This window comes from Aureimonas sp. Leaf324 (assembly GCF_001423245.1).
Lineage (GTDB): Bacteria > Pseudomonadota > Alphaproteobacteria > Rhizobiales > Rhizobiaceae > Aureimonas.
In genome coordinates this window covers 48,131-73,079 of sequence record NZ_LMOH01000023.1, presented here as the reverse complement: position 1 = coordinate 73,079, position 24,949 = coordinate 48,131, and the positions used below count along the sequence as shown (strand labels likewise).

Genomic DNA, 24,949 nt, shown 5'->3' with positions numbered 1-24,949 from the left:
CGATGCTGAGAACCGATACCGTCCGCAAGATCCTCTCGTGGTACGAAGGCGAGACGCCGGGGCTGAAGACCAACTTGTCGCGCCTCCTGATGCACGGACGCCTCGCTGGCACCGGACGGCTGGTGATCCTACCGGTCGACCAGGGTTTCGAGCACGGTCCGGCGCGCAGCTTCGCCCCGAACCCGATCGCCTACGATCCGCACTACCTCTACAATCTCGCGATCGAGTCGGGTGTGTCGGGCTACGCTGCGCCGCTCGGCCTTCTCGAGCAGGGCGCGGACACGTTCGCCGGCGAGGTGCCGCTGATCCTCAAGCTCAACAGCGGCAACTCGCTCGTCAACAAGCAGGACCAGGCGCTGACCGGAACCGTCGAGGACGCGTTGCGCCTCGGCTGCGTCGGCGTCGGCTTCACGATCTATCCGGGCGCCGACGACTCGTACGACATGATGGAGGAACTGCGCGAGATCACGCTGCAGGCGAAATCGCGCGGCCTCATGACGGTGGTCTGGTCCTATCCGCGCGGCGGCAAGGTCACCAAGGAGGGCGAGACCGGCCTCGACATCATCGCCTACGCCGCCCACATGGCCGCACTCCTCGGCGCCACGATCATCAAGGTCAAGCTGCCGACGGATCACGTCGATCTTGCCGACGCCAAGAGCACCTACGAGAAGAACGACATCGCCCGCTCGACGGGCGCGGACCGCGTGCGCCACATCATGCAGGCGTCCTTCGCCGGCAAGCGCATCGTGGTCTTCTCCGGCGGCGCGGCCAAGAACACGAGCGAGCTTCTCGACGAGGTGCGGGCCATCCGCGAGGGCGGCGGCAACGGGTCGATCATCGGCCGCAACTCGTTCCAGCGGTCGAAGGAAGACGCGCTGAAGCTGCTCGGCGAGGTCATGGATCTCTACGCCTGAATCGGCCTGTCCGGACCGCCCCGTTCGCCGGGGCGCGTCCGGGAGGGGCGGCACGATGTCGTCAAAGACCGGCACCTGCAAGTGGCCTAGCGTCGATTCGACCAAAGGTTGAGTCGACGCCGGCGATTCGCGGCATCCGCGCGATTCGCCGGAAAGGCAAGGAAACGTCAGGACTTGTGGCGGCTTTGCGGCTTCGGAATGGCGACGACAAGGCTCGCTCGGGTGCCCTGACGGACGCTTCGACGTGCCGGGTTTTCCAAGCCGGATTTTTCGACCGGATCACTTGTCGACGCCGATTGAGACGGGCCGTGATGCAGTGCGGCAACACCGTTGCAAAGCGTTGTTTTCATTGCGCTTTCTGAGGCGCCTCCGAGGGGGGCGATTAAGCTTGCCTTAACGTTGCCGACCTATTCCTCGCGGCGAACGTCATCGGCACCGGTCGGGCTCTGTTGCCCACCTGCCACATGGCGGTCGGGAACGCCCCCGGTGCCATTGCCTCGGCAGGGGTACGGACCCTAAATCGGCTCAAGCCCGGAAAAAACCGGGTCCCGCCTTCCGGATCAAAAGTCCGTTGCAAACAACGTCGCCACGGCGACACTGGAGTATCACCATGAAGCGTTTCGCCCTTCTCCTGGTCTCGACCGCCTTCGTCACCCCGGCTCTCGCTGCCGACGTCGTCTATGAGGAGCCCGCTGCTCCGGCCGTCGTCGAAGTGGCCCCGGCCTATTCCTGGACCGGCTTCTACGTCGGTGGCCAGGCTGGCGTGGCTTTCAACACCGAGGCCGACGAGGTCCGCTACAACCCGAACACCGGCGTCGTCCAGACGACGGCCTTCTCGGGCGGCTCGAACGACAGCGACGAGGCTGCGTTCATCGGCGGCGTGCACGTCGGCTACGATTACCAGATCAACAACTTCATCATCGGTGCGGTCGCCGACATCAACTACATCGACGCGACGGCTGACTCGACCTACACGCTCGGCACCGACGTGTTCGGCATCTCGTCGGACATCAACTTCGTCGGCACCGTCCGCGCGAAGGCCGGTATCGCGGCTGACCGCTTCGCCGTCTACGCCACGGGCGGTCTCGCCTACGCCGACACCGAGACGAAGTTCTTCGCTCCGGGCACGCTGACGGGCAACCTCGCCGGCTTCACGCCGACGGTCGACTCGAACTCGGATGACGTCGGCTACGCCGTCGGCGCCGGCGTCGACTACCTCGTCACGCCGAACCTCTCGCTCGGCCTCGAGTACCTCTACACCGACCTTGGCACGACCGACACGACGGTCACCTACGTCAACGCTGCTGGCGTCCAGGCTCCGTTCACGGCGACCTCGAACGACGACCTCGACTTCCACACCGTGTGGGCCAAGGCTTCGTTCCGCTTCAACTAAGAAGCGGACATCCGGGGAGCGGAAATGCTCCTCGGTCGGTCTGAACGGAAAACCCGTCGTCCTCGCGGACGGCGGGTTTTTCTTTGACCTCGACTGCCGTAGCTGCAGATAAACTCCGGCGGCCACATCCGGCCTACGCGATCTTTGAGATCGGGCGGACTTGGATGCGGCCATGAAAAAAGGCGACGGTCCGGAACCATCGCCTTGGCTTGCGTCGAAAAGGTGAGGATCAGGCCAGCGGCGGCAGGCCGAGATCGGCCCGGCGCGGCAAGTCGGCGCCGCGCCGCGAGCAGGTGAGGGCGGCCGCGCGCACCGAGAAGGTGAGGAGTTCGGAGAGGTCGTCCTGCGAGAGGTTGGCGACACCCTCTGCAGAAAGCCTTCCGCTCTCGAAGAGCCGGGCCAGCAGCGTCGCCTGGAACGTGTCGCCGGCCCCCACCGTGTCAGCGACGGTGACGGACAGGCCGGGCGCCGTGCAACGGACACCTCCCCGCGTCATCGCCATCGCGCCCTTGTCGCCGAGCGTGACGATCGCAAGCGACGCACCGGCCTCCAGCCAGCCGGCGAGGACATCCTCCGGTTTGCGGCCGGGATAGACCTGCTCCAGATCCTCCTCGCTCGCCTTCACCATCGTGGCGAAGGGGATCGTCGCGCCGATGCGCGAGCGCCAGACGTCGAGGTCGGGCACCACCGAGGCGCGGATATTCGGATCGTAGGAGATGAACCGGCGCCCGTGTTCCTGCGCGGCGAGCTTGGCCAGAGCGCTCGCGGTCGGTTCGGCGACCGTCGAGTAGGAGCCGGCCAGATGGATCGCCACGAGATCATCGGGCAGCGACGTCGGGATCTCGCCTGGATCGATCGAACGGTCGGCGGTGCCCTCGATGTAGAAATCGTAACGCGGCGTGCCGCCCTGCGACAGCGAGACCATCGCGAGCGTCGTGTTGCGGTCCGTGTCGATCAGAAGACGCCGGTCGATGGCTTCGCGGTCCATGAACGCCTTGATCCGCTGTCCGAAGAGATCGCTGGAGACCTTCGAGAAGAAAGCCGAGCGGTGGCCGAGACGAGCGAGGCCCAGCGCGACGTTCAGCGCCGAGCCGCCGATGCGCCCGTTCAGCGCGATGTGGGAGACGTCGGCCGCCTCGCTGTCGGCGAAGAGGTCGAACAGGTTATCGCCGCAACTCAGGAACATGGCCGTCTCTCCCAAACGGGGCGATCGCTTCCGCCCTTCCATCCTCGGCTAGCAAAAAACGGGAGGGCAGGGAATGCGCTGCCCCTGCTCCTCAGCCGGTGATCGACAGGCTGCCGAAGCCCGGCACCTTCAGGAGCCCGCGGAACGGATCGATCCCGGCCACGAGGCCGAGGAACTGGAGTTCGAAGCCGCTCCTCGTGCCGATCGCGAACCCGGCATAGCCGAAGAGCGAAGCCCGCAATTCATGTGCCCCCGCATCCAGGGATACGAGGCGTCCGTCGACCGGATAGTCGCGCCCGACGGCCGCGGGCGGCAGGACGGCGCCGAGGTCGGGCACCGAGCGCATGACGTGCGCCACGAAGCTGTTGGAGTTGGGGCCCGGAAAGATGCGGTAGCCGCCGCTCGCGGCGAAGGGATAGGCGTCGATGGCGGCGCGGATCTTCGGGATGGCGCGCTCGGCGGCCGCGCCCTCCAATTGCGCCACGATGCGCGGCACGTTGGAATACCAGCGCCCGTCGGCCGGATAGCCGTTGCGGCGGATCGGCGATCCCCATCCGACCTTGTCGAACCGCTCGTAGCGCGCAGCCCCCTGAGGCTTCAGGACGATCCAGGAGTGTTCGGACAAGGCGCCTTTCAGCCCGCCCGTTCGCGCCGCCATGATGTAGACGGCCGCCGTCTCGCCGGCGCCCGCCGCGGGCAGCACGGCGGCCGACGTCCAGTTGGCCTCACGCCACGAGGCGGGATGCTCGCCGAGCTTCCAGACGAGCAGCGATAGCGCCGCCGGCAGGAGAAAGACGAGAACGAGGCCGAGGAAGGCGGCGCGCAGCAAGGCCATCGAGGTTCCTGTGACGGCAGGGAGGGGGCGTGGTAGGGCTCCCACCCACGGATGAGGACGTGGCGAGGAGCCTTGCAGCCATGACGACGGATATCGTGATCGAGACGACGCGCGGCAATGCCGTGGAAAGCCGGCACAGGGTGCGGGGGGTCGTATGCGACGCCTCGGGCACGCCCGTCCTCGCCTTCGGCGACATCGACCAGCCCGTCTTTCCGCGATCGGCGATCAAGGTCTTCCAGGCCATTCCGCTGATCGAGACGGGCGCGGCCGATGCGCTCGGGCTCGACACGGGCGACCTGTCGCTCGCCTGCGCCTCGCATTCCGGCGAACCGGGCCATGTGGCGCGTGCGGCCTCGGTCCTCGCCAAGGCGGGCCTCTCCGAGCACCATCTCGAATGCGGCTGCCATTGGCCGTTCGACCAGCCGGTGGCGCTGGCGCTCGCCCGCGCCGGCGGGGAGCCCGGGCAGCTCCACAACAACTGCTCTGGCAAGCACGCGGGCTTCCTCTGCACCGCCATCCACGAGCGCGAGGACCCCGCGGGCTATGTGGGCGCCGACCACGCGGTCCAGCGCCGTGTGCGCGAGGTGCTGGCTGATCTCACCGAGACGCGCCCCGGCGAAGACCAGCCGGCCGGCATCGACGGCTGCGCGATCCCGACCTATGCCGCGCCGCTCCGCGGGTTCGCCAGGGGCTTCGCCCGTCTCACGGCCGGGCATGGTGTCGACGGGGCCCGCGCGGCGGCGGGGCAGCGGCTGATGGCGGCCTGCATGGCGGAGCCGTGGTTCATGGCCGGCACGCGGCGCGCCTGCGTGGCGCTGATGGAAGCCGCGCCCGGCCGGGTCTTTGCCAAGACGGGTGCCGAGGGCGTGTTCTGCGGCGCCGTGCCGGAGTTGGGGCTCGGCTTCGCGTTGAAGGTCGACGACGGGGCGACGCGCGCGTCGGAAGCGGCCGTCGCGGCCGTGCTGGCGCGGGTGTTCCGCACCCAAGACGGCGCGCTGGCCGAGCGCTACGCCGCGCTGTCGCACACGACCTTGCGCAACTGGCAGGGAACCAAGGTCGGCGAGGTCCGGGCCGTCGACGCCTAGACCGGCGTCGCGGGCTGGTGCCGCGAACGGCGCTTCGGCGCGGGTGCGGAGGGAGCGCTTGCCGTCGCCGGAGAGGTCGGGCGCAGGCGCAGGCGCAGCATACCGCCCGGTGTCTTTTCGAGATCGAAGAGGCCGGATTCGCGCACGAGATCGCTCAGCTTCTTGTGGCCGTAGGTGCGCGGGTCGAAGTCGGAGAAGCGGTTGAGGAGCCGCTGCCCGAACTGGCCGAGCGCCACCCAGCCGTCGTCGGTCTCGATCTGGTCCATCACCTGCCGCAGCATCGGCTCGACGCTGGCCGCCCGCTCGATCGCGGGCGCGGCCGCCGCCGCGTCGGCGCGCAGGTTCTCGGTGTAGACGAAGCGCCGGCAGGCCTGGCGGAAGCTTTCCGGCGTCTTCTGCTCGCCGAACCCGTAGACGTCGATGCCGTGCTCGCGGATGCGCGCGGCCAGCCGCGTGAAGTCGCTGTCCGACGAGACGAGGCAGAACCCGTCGAAGCGCCCGGAATGCAGGAGATCCATCGCGTCGATGACGAGCGCGATGTCGGAGGCGTTCTTGCCCGTCACGTAGGCGAACTGCTGGTGCGGAATGATCGCGTGCTTCGACAGGACCTCGGTCCAGCCGCGCGAGCGCGAGGAGGAGAAGTCGCCGTAGATGCGGCGCACGCTCGCCTCGCCGATGGTTGCGATCTCCTCGAACAGGCCGTCGGCGATCTGCGCCGAGGCGTTGTCCGCGTCGATCAGGACGGCGAGCCGGGCCGGACGGTCCTCACGCATGGGCGAAACCTCCCTCAGAGCCACTTCTTGTAGCGGAAGAACAGGAGCGGGAAGACGGCGGTCAGCACCATCAGGACGATGGCGAGCGGATAGCCGAAGGTCCAGTTAAGCTCCGGCATGTGGACGAAGTTCATGCCGTAGATCGAGGCGACCAGCGTCGGCGGCATGAAGCCGACGGCGGCGACCGAGAAAATCTTGATGATGGCGTTCTGCTCGATCGAGATCATGCCGACCGTGGTGTCGAGGAGGAACGTCGTCTTGTTCGACAGGAAGGACACGAAGTCGTTCAGCGAATGGATGTCTCGCGCCATCGCCTTCACGCGCATCTTCAGTTCCTTCTGCGGCTTGCGCCGATCGAGCACGAACTGAAGGAAGGGCAGGAGGCGGTCGAGGGTAGCCAAACTTTCCCGCGTGCGCGAGGCGAGGTCTCCCGCCGCGCCGAGCCGCTGCAGAAGCTCCTTGAAGTCCGAGGTCGCGGTCGGCGTGTTGTCGCTCGACGAGCGGAAGATGTCCGTGCCGATGCGGTCGAGATCGGCGGCGATCGATTCCAGAAGGTCGGCCATGCGGTCGATGACCGTCTCGAGAAGGCCGATCGCGATCGAATCGGCGGTCGGTCCCCGCATGCGCGAGGGCTTGGGCGGAGCGGGCGGCGGTCCGTAGAGCAGCGTCGGGGGGAAGGACGCGTTGCCGCCGTCGCTGCTCTCGCCGCGGCACAGCTTGTTCGAATAGATCTGGAACGAGCGCGGATCGGTGTAGCGCAGCGTGATGACTCGCTGCCCGACGAGGATGAAGGTGACGGGCCCGAAGTCGGGGCGCCCCTCGTCCAGCCCGTAGACCAGCGAGGCGGTCATGAAATCCCCGCCGTCCTCGGAATACAGGCGGCTCGACACCTCGATCTCGCGCATCTCCTCGCGCGTCGGAACCTCGATCCCGCACAGGCTCTCGATCGCGTCCTCTTCCTCGCGCGTTGGATTGCGCAGGTCGATCCACACGGCCTCCGGCGGGAGTTCGTCGGGGGTGATGCGCGCGTGGCGTCGAACCTGCGAACCAAAGACCGTGTAGGCGTCGATCATGGGCCGATGTCCTCACTCGAACGAACGCGCAGCGACCGGCGGGCCAGGCTGCATCGCTTGGCCGGGAGCCAAAGCCCGGTCCGTGCCGAAAGGCAAGTCCGGGCTTCAAGACATTTTGCCGGAGGCCGGTCTTTCAGGGCCCGACCGATCGTCTCAGACGAAGGGCGCGAGCGCCGGGACTGACTGGATGGCCTGGTTCACCGTGTCCTCGCCCGCCGTCGACTTCGAATAGGCGACGAGTTCTTCGGCGGCGGAGCGGATCTGGCCCATGTCGAGGCCGAGGCCCATCAGCTTGGCGCCGAGCGCCATGATGCCGCCCGAGTAGTCCGTCTCGCCGACGGCGGCCATGGCGTCGGCGGCGCCCGGCGTTTCGGAAATCATCTTCGCCACCGCCGGATCCGAGCTTTCGGACTGCATGTAGGACAGGATGTGGCCGACCGCCGTCTTGGCGGTGTCGGCATCCGTTTCGGCCGAGGCAGCGATGCGGTCCCAGAGTTCGGTCATGTCGGTTCCATTTCCCGTTCGTCCGCCGCTGGCCGGCGAAGCGGGCGGAAGATGGCAAGTCTGCCGTCCCGGCGCAATCGGCCGCGAGCGACCTCGTGGAATCGACGGGGGGCGGGGCAAAGCGGTATCGTGGCGCCGTTGGGATGGCTTGGGAGCCGAATCATGCTCGAAGACGGCCGCATTCTCCTCGGCGGGATCAGCACGGGCGCCGAGCCGAAGCCGGAATATCTGGAACTGCGCTATGCCAATCGCCACGGCCTCGTGACGGGGGCGACGGGCACCGGCAAGACGGTGACGCTGCAGGTCCTGGCGGAAGGGTTTTCCGAGGCCGGCGTGCCGGTCTTCTGCGCCGACATCAAGGGCGACCTGTCGGGCCTGTCGGAGCGCGGCGAGCCGAAGGAGGTCTTCGCCAAGCGGGCGGCCGAGATCGGTCTCGATCCCTGGTACAACGACTTCTATCCGGCGATCTTTTGGGACCTCTTCGGGCGCAAGGGTCATCCGGTGCGCACCACGGTGTCGGAGATGGGCCCGCTCCTCCTGTCGCGCCTGATGGACCTGTCGGAAGCGCAGGAGGGAGCCCTTAACATCGCCTTCCGCATCGCGGACGAGGACGGCCTGCTGCTTCTCGACCTGAAGGATCTTCAGGCGATGCTGGCGCATATCCTCGACCGCGCCGACGAGATCACGCGGCTCTACGGCAACGTGTCGAAGAGCACGATCGGCGCGATCCAGCGCCAGCTTCTGGTTCTGGAGACGCAAGGGGGCGACCGCTTCTTCGGCGAGCCGGCGCTTTCGATCGACGACATCATGCGGTGCGACCGGGAAGGGCGCGGCGTCGTCAGCGTGCTGGCCGCGGACGAGCTGATGCGCAGCCCGCGCCTCTACGCGACGTTCCTCCTGTGGCTCTTGTCGGAGCTCTTCGAGGAGTTGCCGGAGGCGGGCGACCTCGACAAGCCGAAGCTCGTGTTCTTCTTCGACGAGGCGCATCTTCTCTTCGACGACGCGCCGAAGGCGCTGGTCGATCGCATCGAGCAGGTGGTGCGCCTCATCCGCTCCAAGGGCGTCGGCGTCTTCTTCGTCACCCAGAACCCGCTCGACCTGCCGGAGAAGGTGCTCGCCCAGCTCGGCAACCGCATCCAGCATGCGCTGCGCGCCTACAGCCCGCGAGAGCAGAAGGCGGTGCGCACCGCGGCCGAGACGTTCCGGGCGAACCCGGCCTTCGACAGCGCCACCGCCATCACCGAACTCGGCACCGGCGAGGCGCTGGTCTCCGTGCTGGGGGAGGGCGGCGCGCCGAGCATGGTCGAACGGGTGAAGATCCGCCCGCCCGCCGGCCGTGTTGGCCCGATTACCGACGCCGAGCGGGCCGAGCTCATGCGCATGAGCCCGGTCGCGGGACGCTACGACACGGCCGTCGATCGCGAATCCGCCTACGAACTCCTGACGGGACGCGCCGAGGCCGAACTCCAGCGGCAGGAGACCGCGCGCGCAGAAGCCGAAGCCGCCGTCCAGCGCCAGCGCGACACCGGCCGGGCTCGGGCGGAGGCGGCGGCGCGGCGCTCGACCGAGCCCCGCGCGCCGTGGGGAGAGCCGAGCGAAGACGTCTACGAGGACGAGCCCGTGCCGCGGGAGCGTCCGGCCTCGCGCGCGGCTCCTCGTGCAGCGGCTCCGCGGGCCGGCTATCAGCGCCAGACCGTCGCCGAGACGGTGATGAAGCAGGTGGGCCGCACAGTGGCGTCCACCGTCACCACCGCGATCGTGCGCGGCATCCTCGGCTCCTTCAAGCGGGGGCGCTGACCACCGGCCTCGCAACTCCGCCTGCCGATCTCCATGTCAGGGGAAACGCGAACAGGAGTTGCGACGCATGAAATCCGGCCCGGCCGCCTTCGTCCTCTGGCTCTGCTGCCTCATCGGCATCTGCGGGTTGCACCGCTTCTATCTCGGGCGTCCGTTGACGGGCCTTCTCTGGCTGTTCACCTTCGGGCTTCTCGGCATCGGCCAGCTGATCGACCTGTTCCTCCTGCCCTCGATGGTGCGGCAGGAGAATCTGGAGCGGCGGCTGGACCGGATGGAAGCCCGCCCGGTCCTTCGCTGACCGCGGCCGGTCAGGCCTTCACGGCCGCCGGATCCCATCCGGCGGCTTCGAGCCGCGCGCGTTCGGGCGCGGGATCGCTGAGCATGAGAGCATGGAGGGCCGGCGTCCGGTCTCCCTTGCCGAGCCCCAGCGCCGCCAGCACTTTGCCTTCTTTGATGTAGAAGGCGGTGTAGGAGTTTTCAGCGAGCGAGCCTTCGACGTGCACCTCGTCGAAATCCTCGGCGTGGCCGAGATAGCTGAGACGCCCGTGCTGGGCCGACCAGAAATAGGGAATGCCCCGGAACGGCGAGGCATCGCCGAGCATCGCCCCGGCGGCGTGGCGTCCATGCTGCTCGGCGACCCGCCAGTGTTCGATCCGCGCCGTGTCGCCCGTCGCCGCCAGCGGGAAGGCCGCGATGTCGCCCCCGGCGTGCAGGCCGTCTGCGGCTTTCAGCGTCGCGTCCACCTTGATGCCCTTGCCGTCGCGATCCACGCCCGACACGAGCTCGGAGCGGGGCGCTGCGCCGAGGGCGGCGATCACGAGATCCGCCTCGACGGTCGAGCCGTCCTTCAACTTCACCGCCGACACCTTGCCGTCTTGCGTCTCCAGCGCCGCAAGCTCGGCCCCCGCGCGCACGTCGATGCCCTTGGCGCGGTGCGTCGCCAGAAGCTGGCGCGCGACCGCGTCGCCGAACTGCTTGGCGAAAGGCAGTTCGCTGCGCGAGATCACCGTCACCGATCGCTCGTCGCCAACGAGACTGGCGGCCGCCTCCATGCCGATGAAGCCGGAGCCGACGATCACGATGCGCTTGGCACCGGCCAGTTTCTCCTTGAGCGTCCTTGCGTCGTCGTGGCTGCGCAGCGACACGACGTTGGCGGCCTCGGCGCCTTCGAGCTTCAGCGGCACGGCGTCGCTGCCGGGCGCGGCGAAGCACTGGTCGTAGTCCAGCGTCTCGCCTCCGGTGAGGTGCAGGCGCTTGGCGCCAGCGTCGATCCGCTCGACTGCCGTCTCCACCAGCTCGACGCCGAGAGCCTTCAGCTTGTCGGCCGGGTAGAGCGCCAGCGCCTCGTCGGTCTTCTTGCCCTGCAGATAGGTCTTCGACAGGTCGGTGCGGTCGTAGGGCGGCTCTCGCTCCGGCACGAACATCACGATCCGGCCGTCGAATCCGCGATGGACGAGTTCCTCGGCGCAGGCAAGGCCCGCCGCGCCGCCGCCGACGATCGCGAAGACCCGATCGCTTCCGGCCTTGCGGTCGCCCGGCTCCACTTCGGGACGATGGGGCTTGGCACCGTCCGGCACCTCGACCATCACGCGCCCATTCTCGACGCTGGCCGAAAAGCGCGACAGGCATCCCTTGCCCGGCGGCTCGTGATGATCGCCGGTTTCGAGGTCGAAGATCGCATGATGCCAGGGGCAGATTACGCGATTGCCGACGCGCTTGCCGTTCTTCAGCGGCGCGCCCTTGTGCGTGCAGGTGGCGCCGGTCGCCAGAACCCGGTCCCCGTCGCGCGCCAGGAGGATCTTGAGATCGCCGACGCTGACTTCCGTCAGCCCGTCGGACGGCAGGTCGGCGAGGGCGAGAACGTCGTGGCGCATGAGGCGGCTCCCGTCTGGAATGGTTCCACCTAACAAGATGCCGGCCCGCGCGTTCCCGGCCTTGGACAGTTTGGCACCCCGCACGCGCTGTTCGGTCGCGCCGCCGGTCTATATGAACGGCAGGCATCCCCGATGCGCGAAAGGCATTCCCGACATGACCGATCAACCGCGCGCGCCGCGTCTCGAACCCTGGAAAGTCGGCCTGCGCGGCCGCTGCCCGCGCTGCGGCGAGGGCCATCTGTTCGACGGCTTCCTGACGCTCGCCAAGGGCTGCGAGCGTTGCGGCCTCGATTATTCCTTCGCCGATCCGGCCGATGGTCCGGCCTTCTTCGTCGTCTGCTTCGGCTGCGTGCCGGCGGTGCTCTTCGCTGTGTGGCTGGAGATCGCGTTCGAGCCGTCGGTCTGGGTCCACATCTTCGTGTCCCTGCCGTTCCTGCTCCTCACCTGCATCCTGCCGCTGCGGCCGCTGAAGGGCTGGTTGGTGGCGAGCCAGTACTACCACAAGGCGGAGGAGGGACGCCTCGTCGTACCGCCCACACGGACGGGCGGCGACGTCTGACCCAAACGAGGCTGCCAGGCCCTTGGGTTTTCGTGAGTTCCAGCCTTCAACGCGGCCCCCGGCCTTTGTAGGCTGCCGTCCGATGCTCCGGCGTGGGTCGCGCCGTCGAGGGGGAGACGACGCATGAAGAAGCTGATCAACGAGCCACTGGCGGTGGTCGACGAGATGCTGGAGGGGCTCTGCCTCGCCCATCCCGGTCTTGCTCTCCTCGAAGGCGAGCGCGTGCTCGTCCGCGCCGACCTCGCCGCCTTTCGCGATTGTGGGCATGTCGCGCTCGTCTCGGGCGGCGGGTCCGGACACGAGCCGGCCCATGCCGGCTATGTCGGCGAGGGACTTCTCACCGCGGCCGTGTGCGGCGACGTCTTCACCTCGCCCTCGACCGACGCGGTGCTGGCCGCGATCCGCGCGGTGGGCGGGGCGGCGGGTGTCCTCCTGATCGTCAAGAACTACACGGGCGACCGGCTCAACTTCGGCCTTGCGGCGGAGATCGCGCGCGGCGAGGGCATTCCGGTCGAAATGGTCGTCGTCGCCGACGACGTGGCGCTCGCGGCCAGCACGGAGACCGCCGGGCGGCGCGGCATCGCGGGCACCGTGCTCGTCCACAAGGTTGCCGGCGCGCGGGCCGCCGAGGGCGCGACGCTTGCCGAGGTGACGGCGGCGGCCGAGAAGGCGATCGCCGGGCTCGGCAGCATGGGCGTCGCCCTGTCGGCCTGCACCGTGCCGGCCGCCGGCAAGCCGGGCTTCGAACTCGGCGAGCGCGAGGTCGAGCTCGGGCTCGGCATTCACGGGGAAGCCGGCGTGCGGCGCGAACTGCTGCGCCCTTCGCGCGAGCTCACCGCGACCCTGGTGGAGCGGATCGTCGCCGAACTCTCGCTCGGCCGCGACACGCCGGTCGCGCTTCTCGTCAACAATCTCGGCGCGACGCCGGTGATGGAAATGCAGATCGTCGCGCGCGATGCCGTCGCGGCGGCGCGGTCCCACGGTCTCGTCATCGAGCGGCTGTGGACCGGGACGTTCCTGACCGCGCTCGACATGGCGGGCTGTTCCGTCTCGCTCCTGCGGGCCGACCCCGACACGCTGCGGCTCCTCGATGCGCCGGCCGCGGCGCCCGCATGGCCGGGACGCGGGGCGGGACCGCTGGGTCGGGAGGGACCGATTGTGGTCGCCTCGCCCCGGCGCGAGGGGCAAGACCTGCGGCCGGGCGACGGCGCTCGGACGGTCGCGATCCTCACGCGCGCGGCGGAGCGGCTGATCGCCGAAGAGGGGCGGCTGACGGCCCTCGATCAGACGGTCGGCGACGGCGACCTCGGCCTCAACCTGGCGCGCGGCGCCGAGGTCGCGATGGCCGAGGCGACCGGCTGGACCGGCGCGGACGCCGCCTCCATCCTGCGCGCCCTGTCCGGCAGCCTTCGCCGCTCGGTCGGCGGCACGTCCGGTGCGCTCTACGCGGCGGGCTTGTTGCGCGCCGCGCGCGCCCTCGACGGCATTGCCGCGCCGACGTCGACGGATTGGGCCGAGGCCTTTCGCGAGGGCACCGATGCGGTCGCGACGCTCGGCGACGCGAAGCCCGGCGACCGGACGATGCTCGATGCGCTGCTGCCCGCGGCCGACGCGCTCTCCCGCGGCGGACTGGCGGCCGCGGTAGAGGCGGCCCGGGCCGGCGCGGCGGCGACCGCGGCCATGGCGCCGCGGCGCGGCCGGTCGAGCTATCTCGGCGACCGGGCAGTGGGCGTGCCGGACCCCGGCGCGGAGGCCGTCGTCGTCTGGCTCGCGGCCATCCGCCACGAAATGGCGGCTGATTAAAATCAGCGCCTGAACCGTCATGCTTCCGTTATGGGGCGTCGGCTATAGGAGCCCTGCAACACTGCACAGGCAGGGCGGCGCCCGACGTCCCATCCGTCCCGCGCCGCGCCTGCCGCCCAGTGTCCGCCGCGCCTGCGTGGTCTGCTAGTGAAGCTGCGATGGCTTCAGGCCGATGATGTCGAGCGCGACGGAGCAGGCTTCCAGGAACGCGGCGCGATCGAGGTCTGGGTGGTTCTCGAAGAAGCGGCGCGCGATCGCGCTGCCGTCGTCTTCCTCCTCGACCAGCCGCAGGATCGTGATGATGGGATCGACCTCTTCCATCGCCGCCGTTTCTTGTAAGGTTTTGGGCCAACGAGCCCGATGGCCCATCCTCCATGGCGAAATACGGAAGGAGGGCGCGTTCGGGAAGGGTTTTGCGTCAATCCGCGCGTCGCTCCCTCACATTCGTGCGAAAATCGGCCCAGGCATCCGCCGCTTCCAGCACCGTCCGGCGCGCGGCGTCGATGTAGCGGCCAGCCGAGGCGAAGCCGTGGATCTGGTCGCTGAGGCGGCGCACGGCGAGCGGCACGCCCGCCCTGCGCAGCCGCTCGGCATAGGCCGCCCCCTCGTCGTGGAGGATGTCCTGTCCCGCAAGCGCCACGAAGGCCGGGGGCGCGCCGTCGAGGCGATCGGCGCGCAGGGGCGAGACGCGCCAGTCGGCGATGTCTGCTTCGCTGCGTACATACTGGTCGCGGAACCAGCGCATCGTCCGGCGTGTCAGGCCGTAGCCTTCGGCGAACCGACGATAGCTGTCGGCCGTCTGGCCGGCGTCCGTGTTGGGATAGAGAAGGAGTTGCGCCTCCAGCGGCGGCACGGTGCCGTTTCGTGACTGGATCGCCAGCACCGCCGCGAGGTTGCCGCCGGCGCTGTCCCCGGCAACGGCGATATGTGCGGCATTGATGCCGAGCGCCGGGGCCTCCGCGACCATGTGGGACAGGACGGCACCGGCATCCTCGATCGCGGCGGGAAAGCGGTGTTCGGGCGCCAGCCGGTAATCCGGGCAGACGACGACGCAGCGGGCGGCATTGGCGAACCAGCGGCAGATGTCGTCGTGGGAGTCGAGGTCGCCGATCACCCAGCCGCCGCCGTGGAGGTAGAGAAGCGCCGGTGCTCCCTCCGCCGGCGCGCCGATGCCGCGGTGGATGCAGACCGGGATCGGGCCACCCGCGCCCTCGATCGCGGCGTCGCGGGTCTCGGCAACGGGTTCGAGATCGCCCCGCAGCGCGAGGTAGGACTTGCGGTAGGCGCGTCGCGCGGCCTCGGGCGTGCCATCCTCGAACGGGGGAGACGGGGACCGGGCTCCGAGCGCCAGAACCTCGGCGGCCTGCGGATCGAGCGTCATGCCGGGTCGCCCGAGAGGAGGGCTGTGGCCTCGGCGTCGCCGAGCGCCGCGGGCCGCTCGAGCCTCCCTTCGATGCCGATCGGCTGGCCGGTGTCGGCCGCGGTGAGGATCGCCTCCATGACCTCGAGGACGTGGAGGGCGAGGCGACCGGAGGCGCGCGCGGGGCGTCCCTCCGTGATGGAACGCACGAGATCGGCGACGCCCAGCATGCGGTAGTTGGCGATGCGCGGTTCGTCGAACGGCCAGTTGATTGCGCCGAAGGGCTCCGGCTCGCTCGGGTGCTCCCGCCACGGTTCGCCGCGCGCCGAGAGCGACACGTCGCCCCCGAACGTATCGGGGTCGGGCAGGCGGATCGAACCCTCCGTGCCGTGCAGTTCGATCGGATGGTTGGAGTGGCGGAAGACGTCCCACGAGGCGCCGAAGGTGACCGCCGCGCCGCTCCGGAATTCCAGGAGCGACAGGAGGCTCGTCGGCGTGGCGACGGGAAAGCGCGTGCCGTGGAAGGGCCCTTCGGCGGTGATCTCGCGCATCTCCTGACCCGTGCGCGCGACGGCGGAGACGCGCGCCACGGGCCCAAGGAGATTGACCAGCATCGTTAGGTAGTAGGGGCCCATGTCGAGCACCGGGCCGCCGCCCGGCTGGTAGTAGAACTGCGGATTGGGATGCCAGTGCTCCATGCCGCGCCCCATCATGAAGGCGGTGCCGATCACCGGCTTGCCGATGGCACCGGCGTCGATCAGCGCGCGCGCCCGGCGGCCCGCCGCGCCGAGGAACGTGTCGGGCGCCGAGCCGAGCGAGAGGCCCCGCCGCTCGGCCTCTTCGACCAGCGCGCGGCCCTCGCGCAGCGTCACGCCGAGCGGCTTTTCGGTGAAGACGTGCTTGCCGGCCCCGAGCGCCGCCTCCGTCACCTCGCGATGGGCGGCGGGAATGGTGAGGTTCAGCACGAGCTGGACATCGGGCTCGGCGAGGAGCGCCTCGACGCTCATCGCCCGCATGCCGTAATCGGCCGCGCGGCGCTCCGCCATCTCGGGCACACGGTCGGCGCAGGCGACAAGCGCCACATCGCCGAAGAGCCGCGCGTTGCGCAGGTAGGTCGCGGCGATGTTGCCGCAGCCGATGATGCCGATCCCCATGCGGGCCATGATGCTGCTCTTCGAAATCAGTGCGTGGCGCGGTCGTAGCGGTCGAGCACCGCCTCGATGCCGGTGAGGAGAAGGGCCCGAGGTTCAGGCGTGACCCGTCCCGCCGCAACGCTCTCGGCCAGGCGTCCGAGATGTTGGCCGACGAGCGGAAGGGGGATCGCGCAACCGTCGAGCCGCGTCATCAGGCGATCGACAGCCCCTTGCGCGGCGGCGTCCGGCCAATAGTAGCGGATGCGGTCGCTGAGCGAGAAATGGCGCTGGACCGCCACCTCCGCCTCCGAGCCGTGGCAGTATTTCCGCCAGTTGTCGGGCTTCTCCAGCATCAGGGCCTCCATCGCATCGCGCAGCGACGGCTCATCCGGCGCGGGTGCCAGGATGTCGGCGATGTGCGAAAGGCCGTAGAGCGTCTCGCGCAGCGCGAAGGTAAGCCACGGGCCCACTTTCAGGATCGAGAAGCCGTCTCCCACCAGTCGGCGCAACGCGTCGTCCGGCTGGTAGTCGGTGGAATGGGCCTCGAACACGAGACGCGGCTCCTCCGCGAGGAAGCCCTTGAGGTCGGCGGCTGCTTCCGGCCGGTAGACCACGATGTCCTCGTGGCCGAACTCGACCCCCGGCTGCACGACCACCGCGATGACACGGGCGAAGGCGTCGTCGAGCGCGAGCGCGGCAAAGGCCTTCGCGTGGACGTCGACCGTATGGCGGACGGCCTCCCGGCCGGTGACGGCGAGGTGGTCGAGCGCTTCGGTCGCCCCGCCGGGAACAGGAACCTCGGTGCCGATCACATAGACCGGCGGGACGAGGCCGCCTCTGGCGACGGCGCCCTCCGCCCGTGCCGCGAGCCGGGCGGCGCGTTCGGCGACCGTCTCGTCGTCGAGGGCGGCCGGCTCGCCAGCGCATCCCATCGAGGCGTCGAGATGGAGCTTGGCGAAGCCTGCGGCGGCGAACCCTTCGATCATCGTCTCGGCCTTGGCCATCGCTTCATGCGGATCCAAATGCTTCCAGGGATTGGGGCCGAGATGGTCGCCGCCGAGCACCAGTCGCTCGAGCGGAAAGCCGACCATCGCGGCGATCCGTTCCACGAAGCGGCGGAAGTCGGCCGGCGTCATGCCGGTGTAGCCGCCGTCCTGGTTCACCTGATTGCAGGTCGCCTCGATCAGGACGTCGCGGTCACGGGCGAGACCATGTCGCAGCGCCGCTTCGATCACCAGCGGGTGGGCGGAACAGACCGAGGTGACGCCGGCGTGTTCGCCCGCTTGAAACCGTCGCGGCAGGGCGCGCAGCCGGTCGATGGCGCTCATGCCGCCACTCCCGTCTGCGAGGCGATGAACGCGTCGATCTCGGAGCGGAAGCGCGTGCCTTCCATCGGCCCCTTGCGTGTGACGGCGAGGGCGCCGCAGGCGTTGGCGAGGCGAAGGGCCTCCGCCGGGCTCTCGCTGCGCAGCCAGGCGCAGACGAATCCGGCGCCGAAGCAGTCGCCGGCGCCCGTCGGATCGACCTCCTCGACGCGGAAGGCCGGCACCGCGGTGCGCCCGCGTGCGTCGTAGAGGACGGCCCCGTCGCCGCCCTTCTTGAGGACGACGGCGGACCGGCCGGCGGCCAGGAGTTCCGCGACCGCGCCCTCCTCGTCCTGTGCCGAAGTGAAAAGGAAGAGCTCGGTGCCGCTCGGCAGGAAGACGTCGCACCGCTCGGCCACCCATTCGAGGGCCTCGCGCATGGCGCCGACCAGAAGCTCGGGCCGGATGTTGGGATCGAAGGAGACCGTGCCGCCCCGCGCCTTGATGCACTCGACGGCTGCCTTGGTGACGGTGATCGCGCCGTCCGAGAACAGCGAGGAGCCCATGACGTGGATGTGGTCGGCGCGGCCGACCAGCGCCTCGGCCGCCCCGGTCATCGCCATCAGGCCGCAGGCGCTGTCCTTGATGTTGAACACGAAGGCGCGGCTCCCGTCCGCCGCGTAGCGCACGAAGGCGCTGCCGGTGGCGGCGCCGGGATGCACCGCGACGGCGGAGACGTCGACGCCACTGGCTGCCAGGCGTTCAAGATTGAGAGTGCCGAAATCGTCGGCGCCGAGCGAGGAGATCATGCCGCAGGGCTGGCCGAGCCGGCCGACCTGATCGATGAAAATCGCAGGCGCGCCGGACGGGAAGGGGCCGATGAGCGGGCCGGGCTCCAGAAACGTCTGCCCGATCCGCGTCGCCATGATCTCGACGACGATTTCCCCGGCGGTCACCACCGTCTTCATGCCAAGCCCTCCCCAAGGCGGACGCGGGATCAGTGCTCCCATCGCGCCCATCATCAAGCTGCGCTCGGCGGGAAGGGCGGTCAATCGAAAACTTTACGCGCGTAAAGTTTCGTGGTCACGATGCGCTTGTATCGGCCCGACACGGAGACACGCCATTCCCCTTCCGCCCCGCCACCGCACGATGGAGGACTTCGCGAAAGCCTGCGGCCTGTCGCGGCCGACGCTGGCGAAGTTCTTCGACGACCCGGCGAGCGTGCGTCCCGCGACGCGCCGGCGCATCGAGGCGGCGCTGGCCCAGTCGGACTACCGGCCGAACCCCTTCGCGCGCAATCTGAACCGTCGGCGAGCCCGCACTATCGGGATCGTGGTGCCGACCGTCGCCGACCCGTTCTACGCGGCGCTCGTCGCGCTTCTGGAAGAGCACTGCCGATCGGCGGGCTTCTGGCCGCTCGTCCTGTCGTCGCGCGGCGAGGCGGAGGGCGAGGCGCTGGCACTCCAAACGCTTCTCGACCAGCGGGTCTCAGGCGCCTTGATCGCGTCCTGCGGAGCGGACGCGCTGACAGAGCCGGCGCGGGCGCTCGGCGAGCGGATGCCTCTCGTCTTCCTCGACAGCGCGGCGGGATCGGTGGGCGGCTTCGTCGGCAACGACAACGGGCAGAGCGTCGCCGCGCTGGTGGATTATCTGGCGCGGGGCGGCGAGGCGCCCGCCTATCTCGACATGCCGGACGTGAACGCGAGCGCCCGCGAGCGCCGGACCCGCTATCTCTCGCGCATGGCCGAACTCGGCCTCGTGCCGCAACGGATCACGCCGCCCGGCAACGGCTGGGACTTCGAGCGCCTCGGTTTCGAGGCGATGGAGCGAATCCTCGAGGCAGGGCCGCCGCCCTTTCGCAGCCTCCTGTGCGCCAACGACCGGCTGGCGCTGGGAGCCCTGGCCTCAGCCTTCGCGCGCGGCGTGGCGATCGGCCGAGCACCCGGTGCGCTGCGGATCGCCGGGCACGACGACCATCCGCTCAGCCGCTACGCCTGCCCGGCGCTGACCACGATGGCGCAGGACGTAGAGGCCCACGCCGAACTCGCGACCCGGATGCTGCTGGATGCCCTGCGCGACGGCTCCGAGGTGGCGACGCGCACACTTCTGCCGGCGCGGCTGACGGTGCGCGCGTCGGCCTGACGGTCAGTCGCCCGTCAGGGGGACGACGGTGAGCTCCGTGCCGCTGGCGCGCAGGCTGGAGGCGATGTCGGCGTCGACGCCTTGGTCGGTGATGACCTCCGAGATCTGCGACAGCTGGGCGAAGGTGCAGAAGGCGGGCGCCTGGAACTTGGTGCTGTCGACGAGCAGGATCGTGCGCCGCGCCGAGCGGATCATCGCCCGCTTGATCGAGGCGATCTCCATCGAGGCGTCGGTGAGGATCTGCCCGGTCACGGCATAGGCACCGGTAAAGCAGACGTCGGCATGGATCGTCTCGAAGAACGGCTCGCCCGGCTGGCCGGTCAGAAGGTCTCCGCCGGGCCGCAGCGTGCCGCCGGTAACGATCACCCGCCATTCCGGCACGCTGGAGCCGATCCGCGCGATCTCGATGTTGTTGGTGACGACGGTGAGGGGCAAGCGGCGGAGGGCCGTCGCCCGCACCACCTCGATCACGGTGGAGCTGGAATCGAAGATCACGCTCTCGCCGCCCTTGAGGCGCGTCGCCGCCTCCTGGCCGATCGCCGCCTTCTGCCGGTGCTGGTAGTGGGCGTTCAGCGCCGGCTCGCGCTCAAACGTAGCGCGCAAGGGCGGGACGAGCAGCGCCCCGCCATGCGTGCGTTCGAGATAGCCGCCCTCGGTCAGCTGTTCGAGGTCGCGGCGGATCGTGGACTGCGAGCCACCGATCGCCTCGGTGAGTTCGCCGATCGAGGCCGTCCCGTTGACCTTCAGGTAGTCGAGGATCATCGCGCGCCGCTTGGCGGGAATGATCTCGACGCGTTTGGTGGGGGCGTCCATGGGGGATCCTATGAGGGTCTTCGCGATGCGCCCCCGCCGTGCTGCAGTGCGAGGTGGATTGTGGTTACCAAATGGTATAGCCGCAATCCACCGTCACGATCGATCCCGTCATCGCGCTCGACGCGTCCGTGGCGAGGAACAGGATCGCGGAGGCGATCTCGTCGGCCCGGGCCGGGCGGTTCATCGGGGTCGACGCCATCCAGGTCGGCATCAGCGCGTCGTCGGTGAAGCCGCCGCGCGACATGGCGGTATCGACATAGGTCGGCGCCACCGAATTGACGCGAACGCCGCGCGGCGCCCATTCGCCCGCGAGCGAGCGCGTCATATGGTGCACGCCGGCCTTCGCGGCGTTATAATGCACCTGCCGCTGCGGCTTGTTGGAGATGAGGCCCGACATCGAGCCGACCGTGACGATCGAACCCCGCCCGCGCTCCAGCATGGCGCGGCCGAACTCGCGGCACGACCAGTAGCAGCCGTTGAGGTCGACATCGACGACCTTGTGCCAGACCTCGTCGGTCATGCTTTCGCCCGGCGTGTCCGGCCAGGCGATGCCGGCGTTGGCGATGAGGATGTCGATGCCGCCGTGCCGTTCGTTGGCCTCTGCCGCGGCGCGGGCGACGGCCTTGGAATCGGTCACGTCGAGCGTGACGACATCGACCTCCCAGCCCTTCTCCGCGAGGTCCGCGCGCCCCGCCTCCAGCACCGCCGGGTCCCGGTCGGAGATGACGACGCGGGCGCCGTGTTCCAGAAGCGCCTCGGCGGTGCACAGGCCGATGCCGCGCCCGCCGCCGGTGATGAAGGCGGCGCGGCCGGAGAGGTCGGATTTTTCGCGGTACATGGTACTGTCCTGATGTCGCGCGGTCAGGCGCGTTGGCGGATCCGCTGGCGCCCGGCGCTGCCGGCCGAGCCGAGAACGAGGAGGCAACCGGCGGTGAACGTGTCGCCGAGCCCGAGGGTCGTCGCGGGCGCGGCATGATAGGGGCTCGGCGCGGCGACCAAGGTCCACCCGTCGCCGAGCGCCCCGTCGTCGACGGGTGGGCGATGGAACGTGGCGCCGTCCGCGACGCTCATGGGCACGGCGGGCTGTCCGGCCATCGACCGCGTGCTCGCGACGAGGCAACCGGCCATCAGCGCCTCGCGCTCGACATCGGCGTCGCGCCGCGTGACGGTCAGCGCCCAATGATCGGCGTGGACGCAGACACGGTCCAGGTCCAGGCGCTCACCGAGCGCCCGCATGGTCTCAGCCAGGTCGGCGTCGGCGACGCCAGGCGCGAGGTCGCGCATTTCCGAGTGGCTCATGCCGAGCGAGGTCACGGCACCCCGCGCGCCGTCCAACACGCGATCGCGCAAGGCGGCGTCCTCAAAGGTGCTCATCTCGAGATGCACGGTGGAGAGACCCGCGTCGAGCCAGCGCCGTGTCAGCGAAAACACGCGGGCGAGTTCGTCGTCGAGTTCGGCCGGTGGCACGCAGTTGAAGCCCGCGACGAGGCCGGTTCCGGCCTCCGGTGCCAGATGCGGCGTCAGGCCCTCGAAGGCCGCGTCCTTCTCAAGGCCCGGATCGCCGAAGCGCACGATGATGCGCGACGAGCGGTTGGGCACGCAGTCGCCGACGGCGCGCCCCGCCGTGTATTCGAAGATGTAGATGTCGGGCCGCCGGGCGCCGCGCGGCTGGACGGACCGCGCCCGCACCGTGCGCTCGCCCTCGGCCAGCAGCAGGTTCCCGGGCAGGCGCGCGAGCATGTGGGCGCTGCGGTCCGACAGGTTGACGATCGCGGGGGCGCCGAGCGTCGTCAGCACCCATCCGGCCTGCGGGCCGACGCCGCCGAGAGCGTAGCGGGCCGGCACGTGGTCGGCGAGCCATGCCGGTCCGGCGGTCCACTCGACGCGCACCTCGCCGCCGACGCCGCGCGCAACGCGATCCTTCAGCATGGAAGCGAAGGCGGCGGCTCCCGGATCGTCGGCGGTCCAGAGGGCCGCCGCATCAGACAGATCGATCCGGGCATCGACGCAGGCGCTCATGCCGCAGAGCGTCAGCGGGGCGCTGCGCGCCATGGCCGGCAGGCGGCGCACCAGACCGTCATAGGCCGCGTGCCAGTGCGCTTCGCCGTCGTCCATGAGCTTCCTCCGCGAGATCACGTCAATTCGCGTCAGGAACATGCGGAACCGAGGCTGGGTCAACCATAAAACGTCATTGTCGTGCAGCATCCCGTGCTGCGGTTGCGAGCGCGCGACGTACCGATCGGGATTGAAGACGTCGCGGAGAGGCCGGGTATGCTAATGCCGAGACCGTGAGTGCCGACGTCGTCTATGGCAGGGAGCGTTTGGAAGAAAAAGATTTCCGATGAAACAGTTTGGAGTTATACCTGGCTGTGTCGCTCGCTCGGTCCGGGAACCGGGCGCGCATTCCATCAACGATCCGAGGATGACCGCCGTGCTCCGGTTGGACCAGAAGCTTCAGAACATTCGCGCCGGGCGCTACAGCCGGTCGGATTTCATCATCGCCGACGCCAAGGACAGCGACATGGGATCGGGTGTCGGCGGCACCGGCTTCCTGCGCAATCCGGACGGAACGCAGGGTCGCCGCCGCACGCGCCAGGAATTTCTCGATGCGATCGAGGCGATCGTCCGCCAGGATGTCGTCGACATCATGCTGGTGTCGGTCTCCAACCTCGACGAACTGCATGAGCGGGGGGCGTTCGACGGCAGTGCCGTGAAGCCCGCGATCCGCGCGAACGAGACGACTGATTGCTGGGGCGGCATGCGCCACCAGCGCTACACGCAGGCCCCGTCGCTGCCGTTCCGCACGGCCGAACTGTCGCGCGTGCGCTACGGTTCGGCGTTCCCGCAGCCGGGCGCGCCGGTGAAGGGCACCGATCTTGGGCTCTACTCGGTGACCTTCAACAACGATCTCGCCGCCGACATCGAGTCGCTGGAGGCGTTCGCCGAGTTCCGGCGCGAGGCCGCGGCCAACGAGTTCAAGTACTTCTATGAGGTCTTCAACCCGAACGTGCCGCTCGACCTCGATCGCGACGCGCTCGGCGAATACATGAACGACTGCATCCTGCGGTCTCTGGCGGGCGTCTCGAAGGCCGACCGACCGGAGTTCCTGAAGATCGTCTACAACGGTCCGAAGGCGCTCGAGGAACTCGCGAGCTTCGATTCGACGCTGGTCGTCGGCGTGCTCGGCGGCGGTGCCGGCACCGCGCGCGATACGTTCGAACTCGTCGCGCAGGCCGAGAAGTACGGCGCGCGCGTCGCCCTGTTCGGCCGCAAGATCAATCTCGCCGAAGATCCGCTGGCGATGGTGTCGATGATGCGTCAGGTCGCCGACGGTGCGCTGACGCCGGACGAGGCCGTGCGCGCCTATCACGGTGAACTCCAGAAGGGCGGCCTTCAGGCGGCCCGCTCGCTCGAGGACGACCGCACCGTCACCGAGGCGAACCTCAAGCCGGCCGCGACGCTTCGCGCCGCCTGACGTTCGCCTTCGCGCGCCGCCGATCTCCCCGGCGGCGCGCGTCCTGTCGCAGAGCCCGTCCGAAACGTTCGAAACGTCCGCCGGGTCGGCTCGACGGCGCTTTCCGCTCCCCCTTTCGTTGCCGATCCTCACTGACGCCGCCGGCATCGGCTGCGTTCGGCGCCGCATGGGCGACGAAAATCCCTCGACCATCCTCCGCAGGTGACGTTCCGGACGGTCTTAGACCGCGGCACGGTTCCAGTTCTGCCGGTCATGGAGGGCGACGACCGACGCGTCGGTGAAGTCGGCGACCGCGAAGTCCGCCCCGGCGGCGGTGAGGTCCTCGACCGATCGGCTGGTCGCGATCCCGACGCAGACGAGACCGGCCCCCTTGGCCGCGGCGAGACCCGGCAGCGAATCCTCGAAGGCGATCGCCTGGCTCGGCCCTAATCCGAACGCCTCCAGCGCAAGCCGGTAGGGCAGAGGGTCGGGTTTGCCGCGCTCCAGTTCGTCGCCATAGATCCTGATCTCGAACCGGTCGGCGATCCCGAGCGTCTCCAGCATGAAGGCGACGTTCTTGCGAGACGCGTTGGTGACGAGCGCGATGCGCAATCCATCGACGCGCGCCCGGTCGATGAACGCAACGACGCCCGCCAGCGGTGTCAAGTCGCCCGCCATGGCTCGAAAGCGCGCTTCCTTGCGGTCGATGAAGTCGCGGTGCTCTTCGGCCGTCCGGTCGGGGAAGAGGTAGCGGCCGACCGCATCGTTCGGCTGGCCGGAGACGCGGGTGACAAAAGTCTCCTCGTCGATCGCCAACCCCTCGTCCTCCAGAAGCGCGCGCATCGCCACGAGATGTAGGGGATCGGTGTGCGCCAGCGTGTCGTCGAGGTCGAAGAGAAGCGCCTCGATCTGTGTCGAGGTCGAGGCGGTCGTCTCGGTCATCGTTG

The 24,949-nt window shown here is 69.3% G+C and carries 24 protein-coding genes; 9 read left to right on the top strand and 15 right to left on the bottom strand.

All coding sequences use genetic code 11. From position 1 onward, the window contains the following. The first annotated feature begins 2 nt into the window (after positions 1–2). Positions 3–914: a class I fructose-bisphosphate aldolase gene (locus tag ASF65_RS12575; protein ID WP_055889720.1), complete on the top strand. Its 912-nt coding sequence runs from the start codon at positions 3–5 to the stop codon at positions 912–914. Positions 915–1,524: 610 nt separating this feature from the next. Beyond that, on the top strand, positions 1,525–2,307 hold the full coding sequence (locus ASF65_RS12570) for an outer membrane beta-barrel protein (protein ID WP_055889718.1): 783 nt from the start codon (positions 1,525–1,527) through the stop codon (positions 2,305–2,307). A gap of 229 nt (positions 2,308–2,536) precedes the next feature. Here the strand turns inward: ASF65_RS12570 and ASF65_RS12565 are convergent, their stop codons facing one another. Next, positions 2,537–3,493 (bottom strand): carbohydrate kinase, encoded by a 957-nt coding sequence (locus ASF65_RS12565; protein ID WP_055889715.1) that lies wholly within the window; start codon positions 3,491–3,493, stop codon positions 2,537–2,539. Positions 3,494–3,584: 91 nt separating this feature from the next. Then, the gene (locus ASF65_RS12560; RefSeq protein WP_055889713.1) at positions 3,585–4,328 is read right to left on the bottom strand and encodes a DUF3750 domain-containing protein; all 744 of its coding nucleotides are present in this window, start codon (positions 4,326–4,328) and stop codon (positions 3,585–3,587) included. Positions 4,329–4,408: 80 nt separating this feature from the next. On the opposite strand from ASF65_RS12560, the gene ASF65_RS12555 reads away from it, so the two are divergent. Next, positions 4,409–5,413, top strand: a complete 1,005-nt coding sequence (locus tag ASF65_RS12555) for an asparaginase (protein WP_055889711.1) — start codon at positions 4,409–4,411, stop codon at positions 5,411–5,413. Here ASF65_RS12555 and ASF65_RS12550 read toward each other — a convergent pair. The 3 genes from ASF65_RS12550 to ASF65_RS12540 form a co-directional block, all read right to left on the bottom strand. Beyond that, the gene (locus tag ASF65_RS12550) at positions 5,410–6,186 is read right to left on the bottom strand and encodes an NYN domain-containing protein (RefSeq protein ID WP_055889708.1); all 777 of its coding nucleotides are present in this window, start codon (positions 6,184–6,186) and stop codon (positions 5,410–5,412) included. The two genes, ASF65_RS12555 and ASF65_RS12550, sit on opposite strands and share 4 nt — an antisense overlap. 14 nt (positions 6,187–6,200) lie before the next feature. Continuing rightward, positions 6,201–7,259 (bottom strand): magnesium transporter CorA family protein, encoded by a 1,059-nt coding sequence (locus ASF65_RS12545; RefSeq protein WP_055889706.1) that lies wholly within the window; start codon positions 7,257–7,259, stop codon positions 6,201–6,203. A 153-nt stretch (positions 7,260–7,412) separates the two neighbouring features. Next, positions 7,413–7,763: a hypothetical protein gene (locus ASF65_RS12540; protein WP_055889703.1), complete on the bottom strand. Its 351-nt coding sequence runs from the start codon at positions 7,761–7,763 to the stop codon at positions 7,413–7,415. Between the two features lie 162 nt (positions 7,764–7,925). On the opposite strand from ASF65_RS12540, the gene ASF65_RS12535 reads away from it, so the two are divergent. Both ASF65_RS12535 and ASF65_RS12530 read left to right on the top strand, forming a co-directional pair. Beyond that, complete coding sequence (locus ASF65_RS12535) at positions 7,926–9,560, top strand: helicase HerA-like domain-containing protein (RefSeq protein WP_055889700.1); 1,635 nt, start codon at positions 7,926–7,928, stop codon at positions 9,558–9,560. Positions 9,561–9,627: 67 nt separating this feature from the next. After that, complete coding sequence (locus ASF65_RS12530; protein WP_055889696.1) at positions 9,628–9,858, top strand: NINE protein; 231 nt, start codon at positions 9,628–9,630, stop codon at positions 9,856–9,858. Positions 9,859–9,868: 10 nt separating this feature from the next. Here ASF65_RS12530 and ASF65_RS12525 read toward each other — a convergent pair whose 3' ends face one another. Further along, positions 9,869–11,434, bottom strand: a complete 1,566-nt coding sequence (locus ASF65_RS12525) for an FAD-dependent oxidoreductase (protein ID WP_055889694.1) — start codon at positions 11,432–11,434, stop codon at positions 9,869–9,871. A gap of 154 nt (positions 11,435–11,588) precedes the next feature. Between ASF65_RS12525 and ASF65_RS12520 the strand changes: the two genes are divergently transcribed. Together ASF65_RS12520 and dhaK are read left to right on the top strand one after the other, a co-directional pair. Continuing rightward, positions 11,589–11,993: a DUF983 domain-containing protein gene (locus ASF65_RS12520; RefSeq protein ID WP_055889692.1), complete on the top strand. Its 405-nt coding sequence runs from the start codon at positions 11,589–11,591 to the stop codon at positions 11,991–11,993. Between the two features lie 123 nt (positions 11,994–12,116). Continuing rightward, entirely contained in the window at positions 12,117–13,796 is a 1,680-nt protein-coding gene (dhaK, locus tag ASF65_RS12515; RefSeq protein WP_055889689.1) for a dihydroxyacetone kinase subunit DhaK, read from the top strand. 144 nt (positions 13,797–13,940) lie between these two features. Here the strand turns inward: dhaK and ASF65_RS21460 are convergent, their stop codons facing one another. The 5 genes from ASF65_RS21460 to ASF65_RS12495 all read right to left on the bottom strand — a co-directional run bounded on the left by ASF65_RS21460 (position 13,941) and on the right by ASF65_RS12495 (position 18,561). After that, the gene (locus ASF65_RS21460; protein ID WP_156369299.1) at positions 13,941–14,117 is read right to left on the bottom strand and encodes a hypothetical protein; all 177 of its coding nucleotides are present in this window, start codon (positions 14,115–14,117) and stop codon (positions 13,941–13,943) included. A gap of 97 nt (positions 14,118–14,214) precedes the next feature. Continuing rightward, positions 14,215–15,177: an alpha/beta hydrolase gene (locus ASF65_RS12510; protein ID WP_055889686.1), complete on the bottom strand. Its 963-nt coding sequence runs from the start codon at positions 15,175–15,177 to the stop codon at positions 14,215–14,217. Beyond that, positions 15,174–16,319 (bottom strand): Gfo/Idh/MocA family oxidoreductase, encoded by a 1,146-nt coding sequence (locus ASF65_RS12505; protein WP_055889683.1) that lies wholly within the window; start codon positions 16,317–16,319, stop codon positions 15,174–15,176. Before ASF65_RS12505 ends, ASF65_RS12510 begins: the two co-directional genes overlap by 4 nt. A 17-nt stretch (positions 16,320–16,336) precedes the next feature. Continuing rightward, the gene (locus tag ASF65_RS12500) at positions 16,337–17,617 is read right to left on the bottom strand and encodes a D-tagatose-bisphosphate aldolase, class II, non-catalytic subunit (RefSeq protein ID WP_055889679.1); all 1,281 of its coding nucleotides are present in this window, start codon (positions 17,615–17,617) and stop codon (positions 16,337–16,339) included. Further along, positions 17,614–18,561: a sugar kinase gene (locus tag ASF65_RS12495; protein WP_055889676.1), complete on the bottom strand. Its 948-nt coding sequence runs from the start codon at positions 18,559–18,561 to the stop codon at positions 17,614–17,616. Before ASF65_RS12495 ends, ASF65_RS12500 begins: the two co-directional genes overlap by 4 nt. A 181-nt stretch (positions 18,562–18,742) precedes the next feature. Here ASF65_RS12495 and ASF65_RS12490 point away from each other — a divergent pair, with 181 nt between their 5' ends. Continuing rightward, positions 18,743–19,735, top strand: coding sequence for a LacI family DNA-binding transcriptional regulator (locus tag ASF65_RS12490; protein WP_055889674.1), 993 nt, complete (start codon positions 18,743–18,745; stop codon positions 19,733–19,735). A gap of 3 nt (positions 19,736–19,738) precedes the next feature. On the opposite strand, the gene ASF65_RS12485 is transcribed toward ASF65_RS12490, so the two are convergent. From ASF65_RS12485 to ASF65_RS12475, 3 genes are all read right to left on the bottom strand, one after another. Beyond that, positions 19,739–20,548, bottom strand: a complete 810-nt coding sequence (locus ASF65_RS12485) for a DeoR/GlpR family DNA-binding transcription regulator (protein ID WP_055889671.1) — start codon at positions 20,546–20,548, stop codon at positions 19,739–19,741. Between the two features lie 64 nt (positions 20,549–20,612). Further along, the gene (locus ASF65_RS12480) at positions 20,613–21,386 is read right to left on the bottom strand and encodes an SDR family NAD(P)-dependent oxidoreductase (protein WP_055889669.1); all 774 of its coding nucleotides are present in this window, start codon (positions 21,384–21,386) and stop codon (positions 20,613–20,615) included. Positions 21,387–21,409: 23 nt separating this feature from the next. After that, a complete protein-coding gene (locus ASF65_RS12475) occupies positions 21,410–22,663 on the bottom strand; it encodes an ADP-dependent glucokinase/phosphofructokinase (RefSeq protein ID WP_055889667.1) in 1,254 nt (417 codons plus the stop codon). A gap of 307 nt (positions 22,664–22,970) precedes the next feature. Here ASF65_RS12475 and ASF65_RS12470 point away from each other — a divergent pair, with 307 nt between their 5' ends. Further along, complete coding sequence (locus ASF65_RS12470) at positions 22,971–24,023, top strand: hypothetical protein (protein WP_055889665.1); 1,053 nt, start codon at positions 22,971–22,973, stop codon at positions 24,021–24,023. Between the two features lie 219 nt (positions 24,024–24,242). Here ASF65_RS12470 and ASF65_RS12465 read toward each other — a convergent pair whose 3' ends face one another. Beyond that, positions 24,243–24,944, bottom strand: a complete 702-nt coding sequence (locus ASF65_RS12465) for an HAD-IA family hydrolase (protein WP_055889663.1) — start codon at positions 24,942–24,944, stop codon at positions 24,243–24,245. Positions 24,945–24,949: the final 5 nt, after the last annotated feature.

What these genes read in the sequence shown, in the direction of transcription:
- ASF65_RS12575 (WP_055889720.1), top strand. Translation starts at nt 3, where the DNA reads ATGCTGAGAACCGATACCGTCCGCAAGATCCTCTCGTGGTACGAAGGC.
- ASF65_RS12570 (WP_055889718.1), top strand. Translation starts at nt 1,525, where the DNA reads ATGAAGCGTTTCGCCCTTCTCCTGGTCTCGACCGCCTTCGTCACCCCG.
- ASF65_RS12565 (WP_055889715.1), bottom strand. Translation starts at nt 3,493, where the DNA reads ATGTTCCTGAGTTGCGGCGATAACCTGTTCGACCTCTTCGCCGACAGC.
- ASF65_RS12560 (WP_055889713.1), bottom strand. Translation starts at nt 4,328, where the DNA reads ATGGCCTTGCTGCGCGCCGCCTTCCTCGGCCTCGTTCTCGTCTTTCTC.
- ASF65_RS12555 (WP_055889711.1), top strand. Translation starts at nt 4,409, where the DNA reads ATGACGACGGATATCGTGATCGAGACGACGCGCGGCAATGCCGTGGAA.
- ASF65_RS12550 (WP_055889708.1), bottom strand. Translation starts at nt 6,186, where the DNA reads ATGCGTGAGGACCGTCCGGCCCGGCTCGCCGTCCTGATCGACGCGGAC.
- ASF65_RS12545 (WP_055889706.1), bottom strand. Translation starts at nt 7,259, where the DNA reads ATGATCGACGCCTACACGGTCTTTGGTTCGCAGGTTCGACGCCACGCG.
- ASF65_RS12540 (WP_055889703.1), bottom strand. Translation starts at nt 7,763, where the DNA reads ATGACCGAACTCTGGGACCGCATCGCTGCCTCGGCCGAAACGGATGCC.
- ASF65_RS12535 (WP_055889700.1), top strand. Translation starts at nt 7,926, where the DNA reads ATGCTCGAAGACGGCCGCATTCTCCTCGGCGGGATCAGCACGGGCGCC.
- ASF65_RS12530 (WP_055889696.1), top strand. Translation starts at nt 9,628, where the DNA reads ATGAAATCCGGCCCGGCCGCCTTCGTCCTCTGGCTCTGCTGCCTCATC.
- ASF65_RS12525 (WP_055889694.1), bottom strand. Translation starts at nt 11,434, where the DNA reads ATGCGCCACGACGTTCTCGCCCTCGCCGACCTGCCGTCCGACGGGCTG.
- ASF65_RS12520 (WP_055889692.1), top strand. Translation starts at nt 11,589, where the DNA reads ATGACCGATCAACCGCGCGCGCCGCGTCTCGAACCCTGGAAAGTCGGC.
- dhaK (WP_055889689.1), top strand. Translation starts at nt 12,117, where the DNA reads ATGAAGAAGCTGATCAACGAGCCACTGGCGGTGGTCGACGAGATGCTG.
- ASF65_RS21460 (WP_156369299.1), bottom strand. Translation starts at nt 14,117, where the DNA reads ATGGAAGAGGTCGATCCCATCATCACGATCCTGCGGCTGGTCGAGGAG.
- ASF65_RS12510 (WP_055889686.1), bottom strand. Translation starts at nt 15,177, where the DNA reads ATGACGCTCGATCCGCAGGCCGCCGAGGTTCTGGCGCTCGGAGCCCGG.
- ASF65_RS12505 (WP_055889683.1), bottom strand. Translation starts at nt 16,319, where the DNA reads ATGGCCCGCATGGGGATCGGCATCATCGGCTGCGGCAACATCGCCGCG.
- ASF65_RS12500 (WP_055889679.1), bottom strand. Translation starts at nt 17,617, where the DNA reads ATGAGCGCCATCGACCGGCTGCGCGCCCTGCCGCGACGGTTTCAAGCG.
- ASF65_RS12495 (WP_055889676.1), bottom strand. Translation starts at nt 18,561, where the DNA reads ATGAAGACGGTGGTGACCGCCGGGGAAATCGTCGTCGAGATCATGGCG.
- ASF65_RS12490 (WP_055889674.1), top strand. Translation starts at nt 18,743, where the DNA reads ATGGAGGACTTCGCGAAAGCCTGCGGCCTGTCGCGGCCGACGCTGGCG.
- ASF65_RS12485 (WP_055889671.1), bottom strand. Translation starts at nt 20,548, where the DNA reads ATGGACGCCCCCACCAAACGCGTCGAGATCATTCCCGCCAAGCGGCGC.
- ASF65_RS12480 (WP_055889669.1), bottom strand. Translation starts at nt 21,386, where the DNA reads ATGTACCGCGAAAAATCCGACCTCTCCGGCCGCGCCGCCTTCATCACC.
- ASF65_RS12475 (WP_055889667.1), bottom strand. Translation starts at nt 22,663, where the DNA reads ATGGACGACGGCGAAGCGCACTGGCACGCGGCCTATGACGGTCTGGTG.
- ASF65_RS12470 (WP_055889665.1), top strand. Translation starts at nt 22,971, where the DNA reads ATGACCGCCGTGCTCCGGTTGGACCAGAAGCTTCAGAACATTCGCGCC.
- ASF65_RS12465 (WP_055889663.1), bottom strand. Translation starts at nt 24,944, where the DNA reads ATGACCGAGACGACCGCCTCGACCTCGACACAGATCGAGGCGCTTCTC.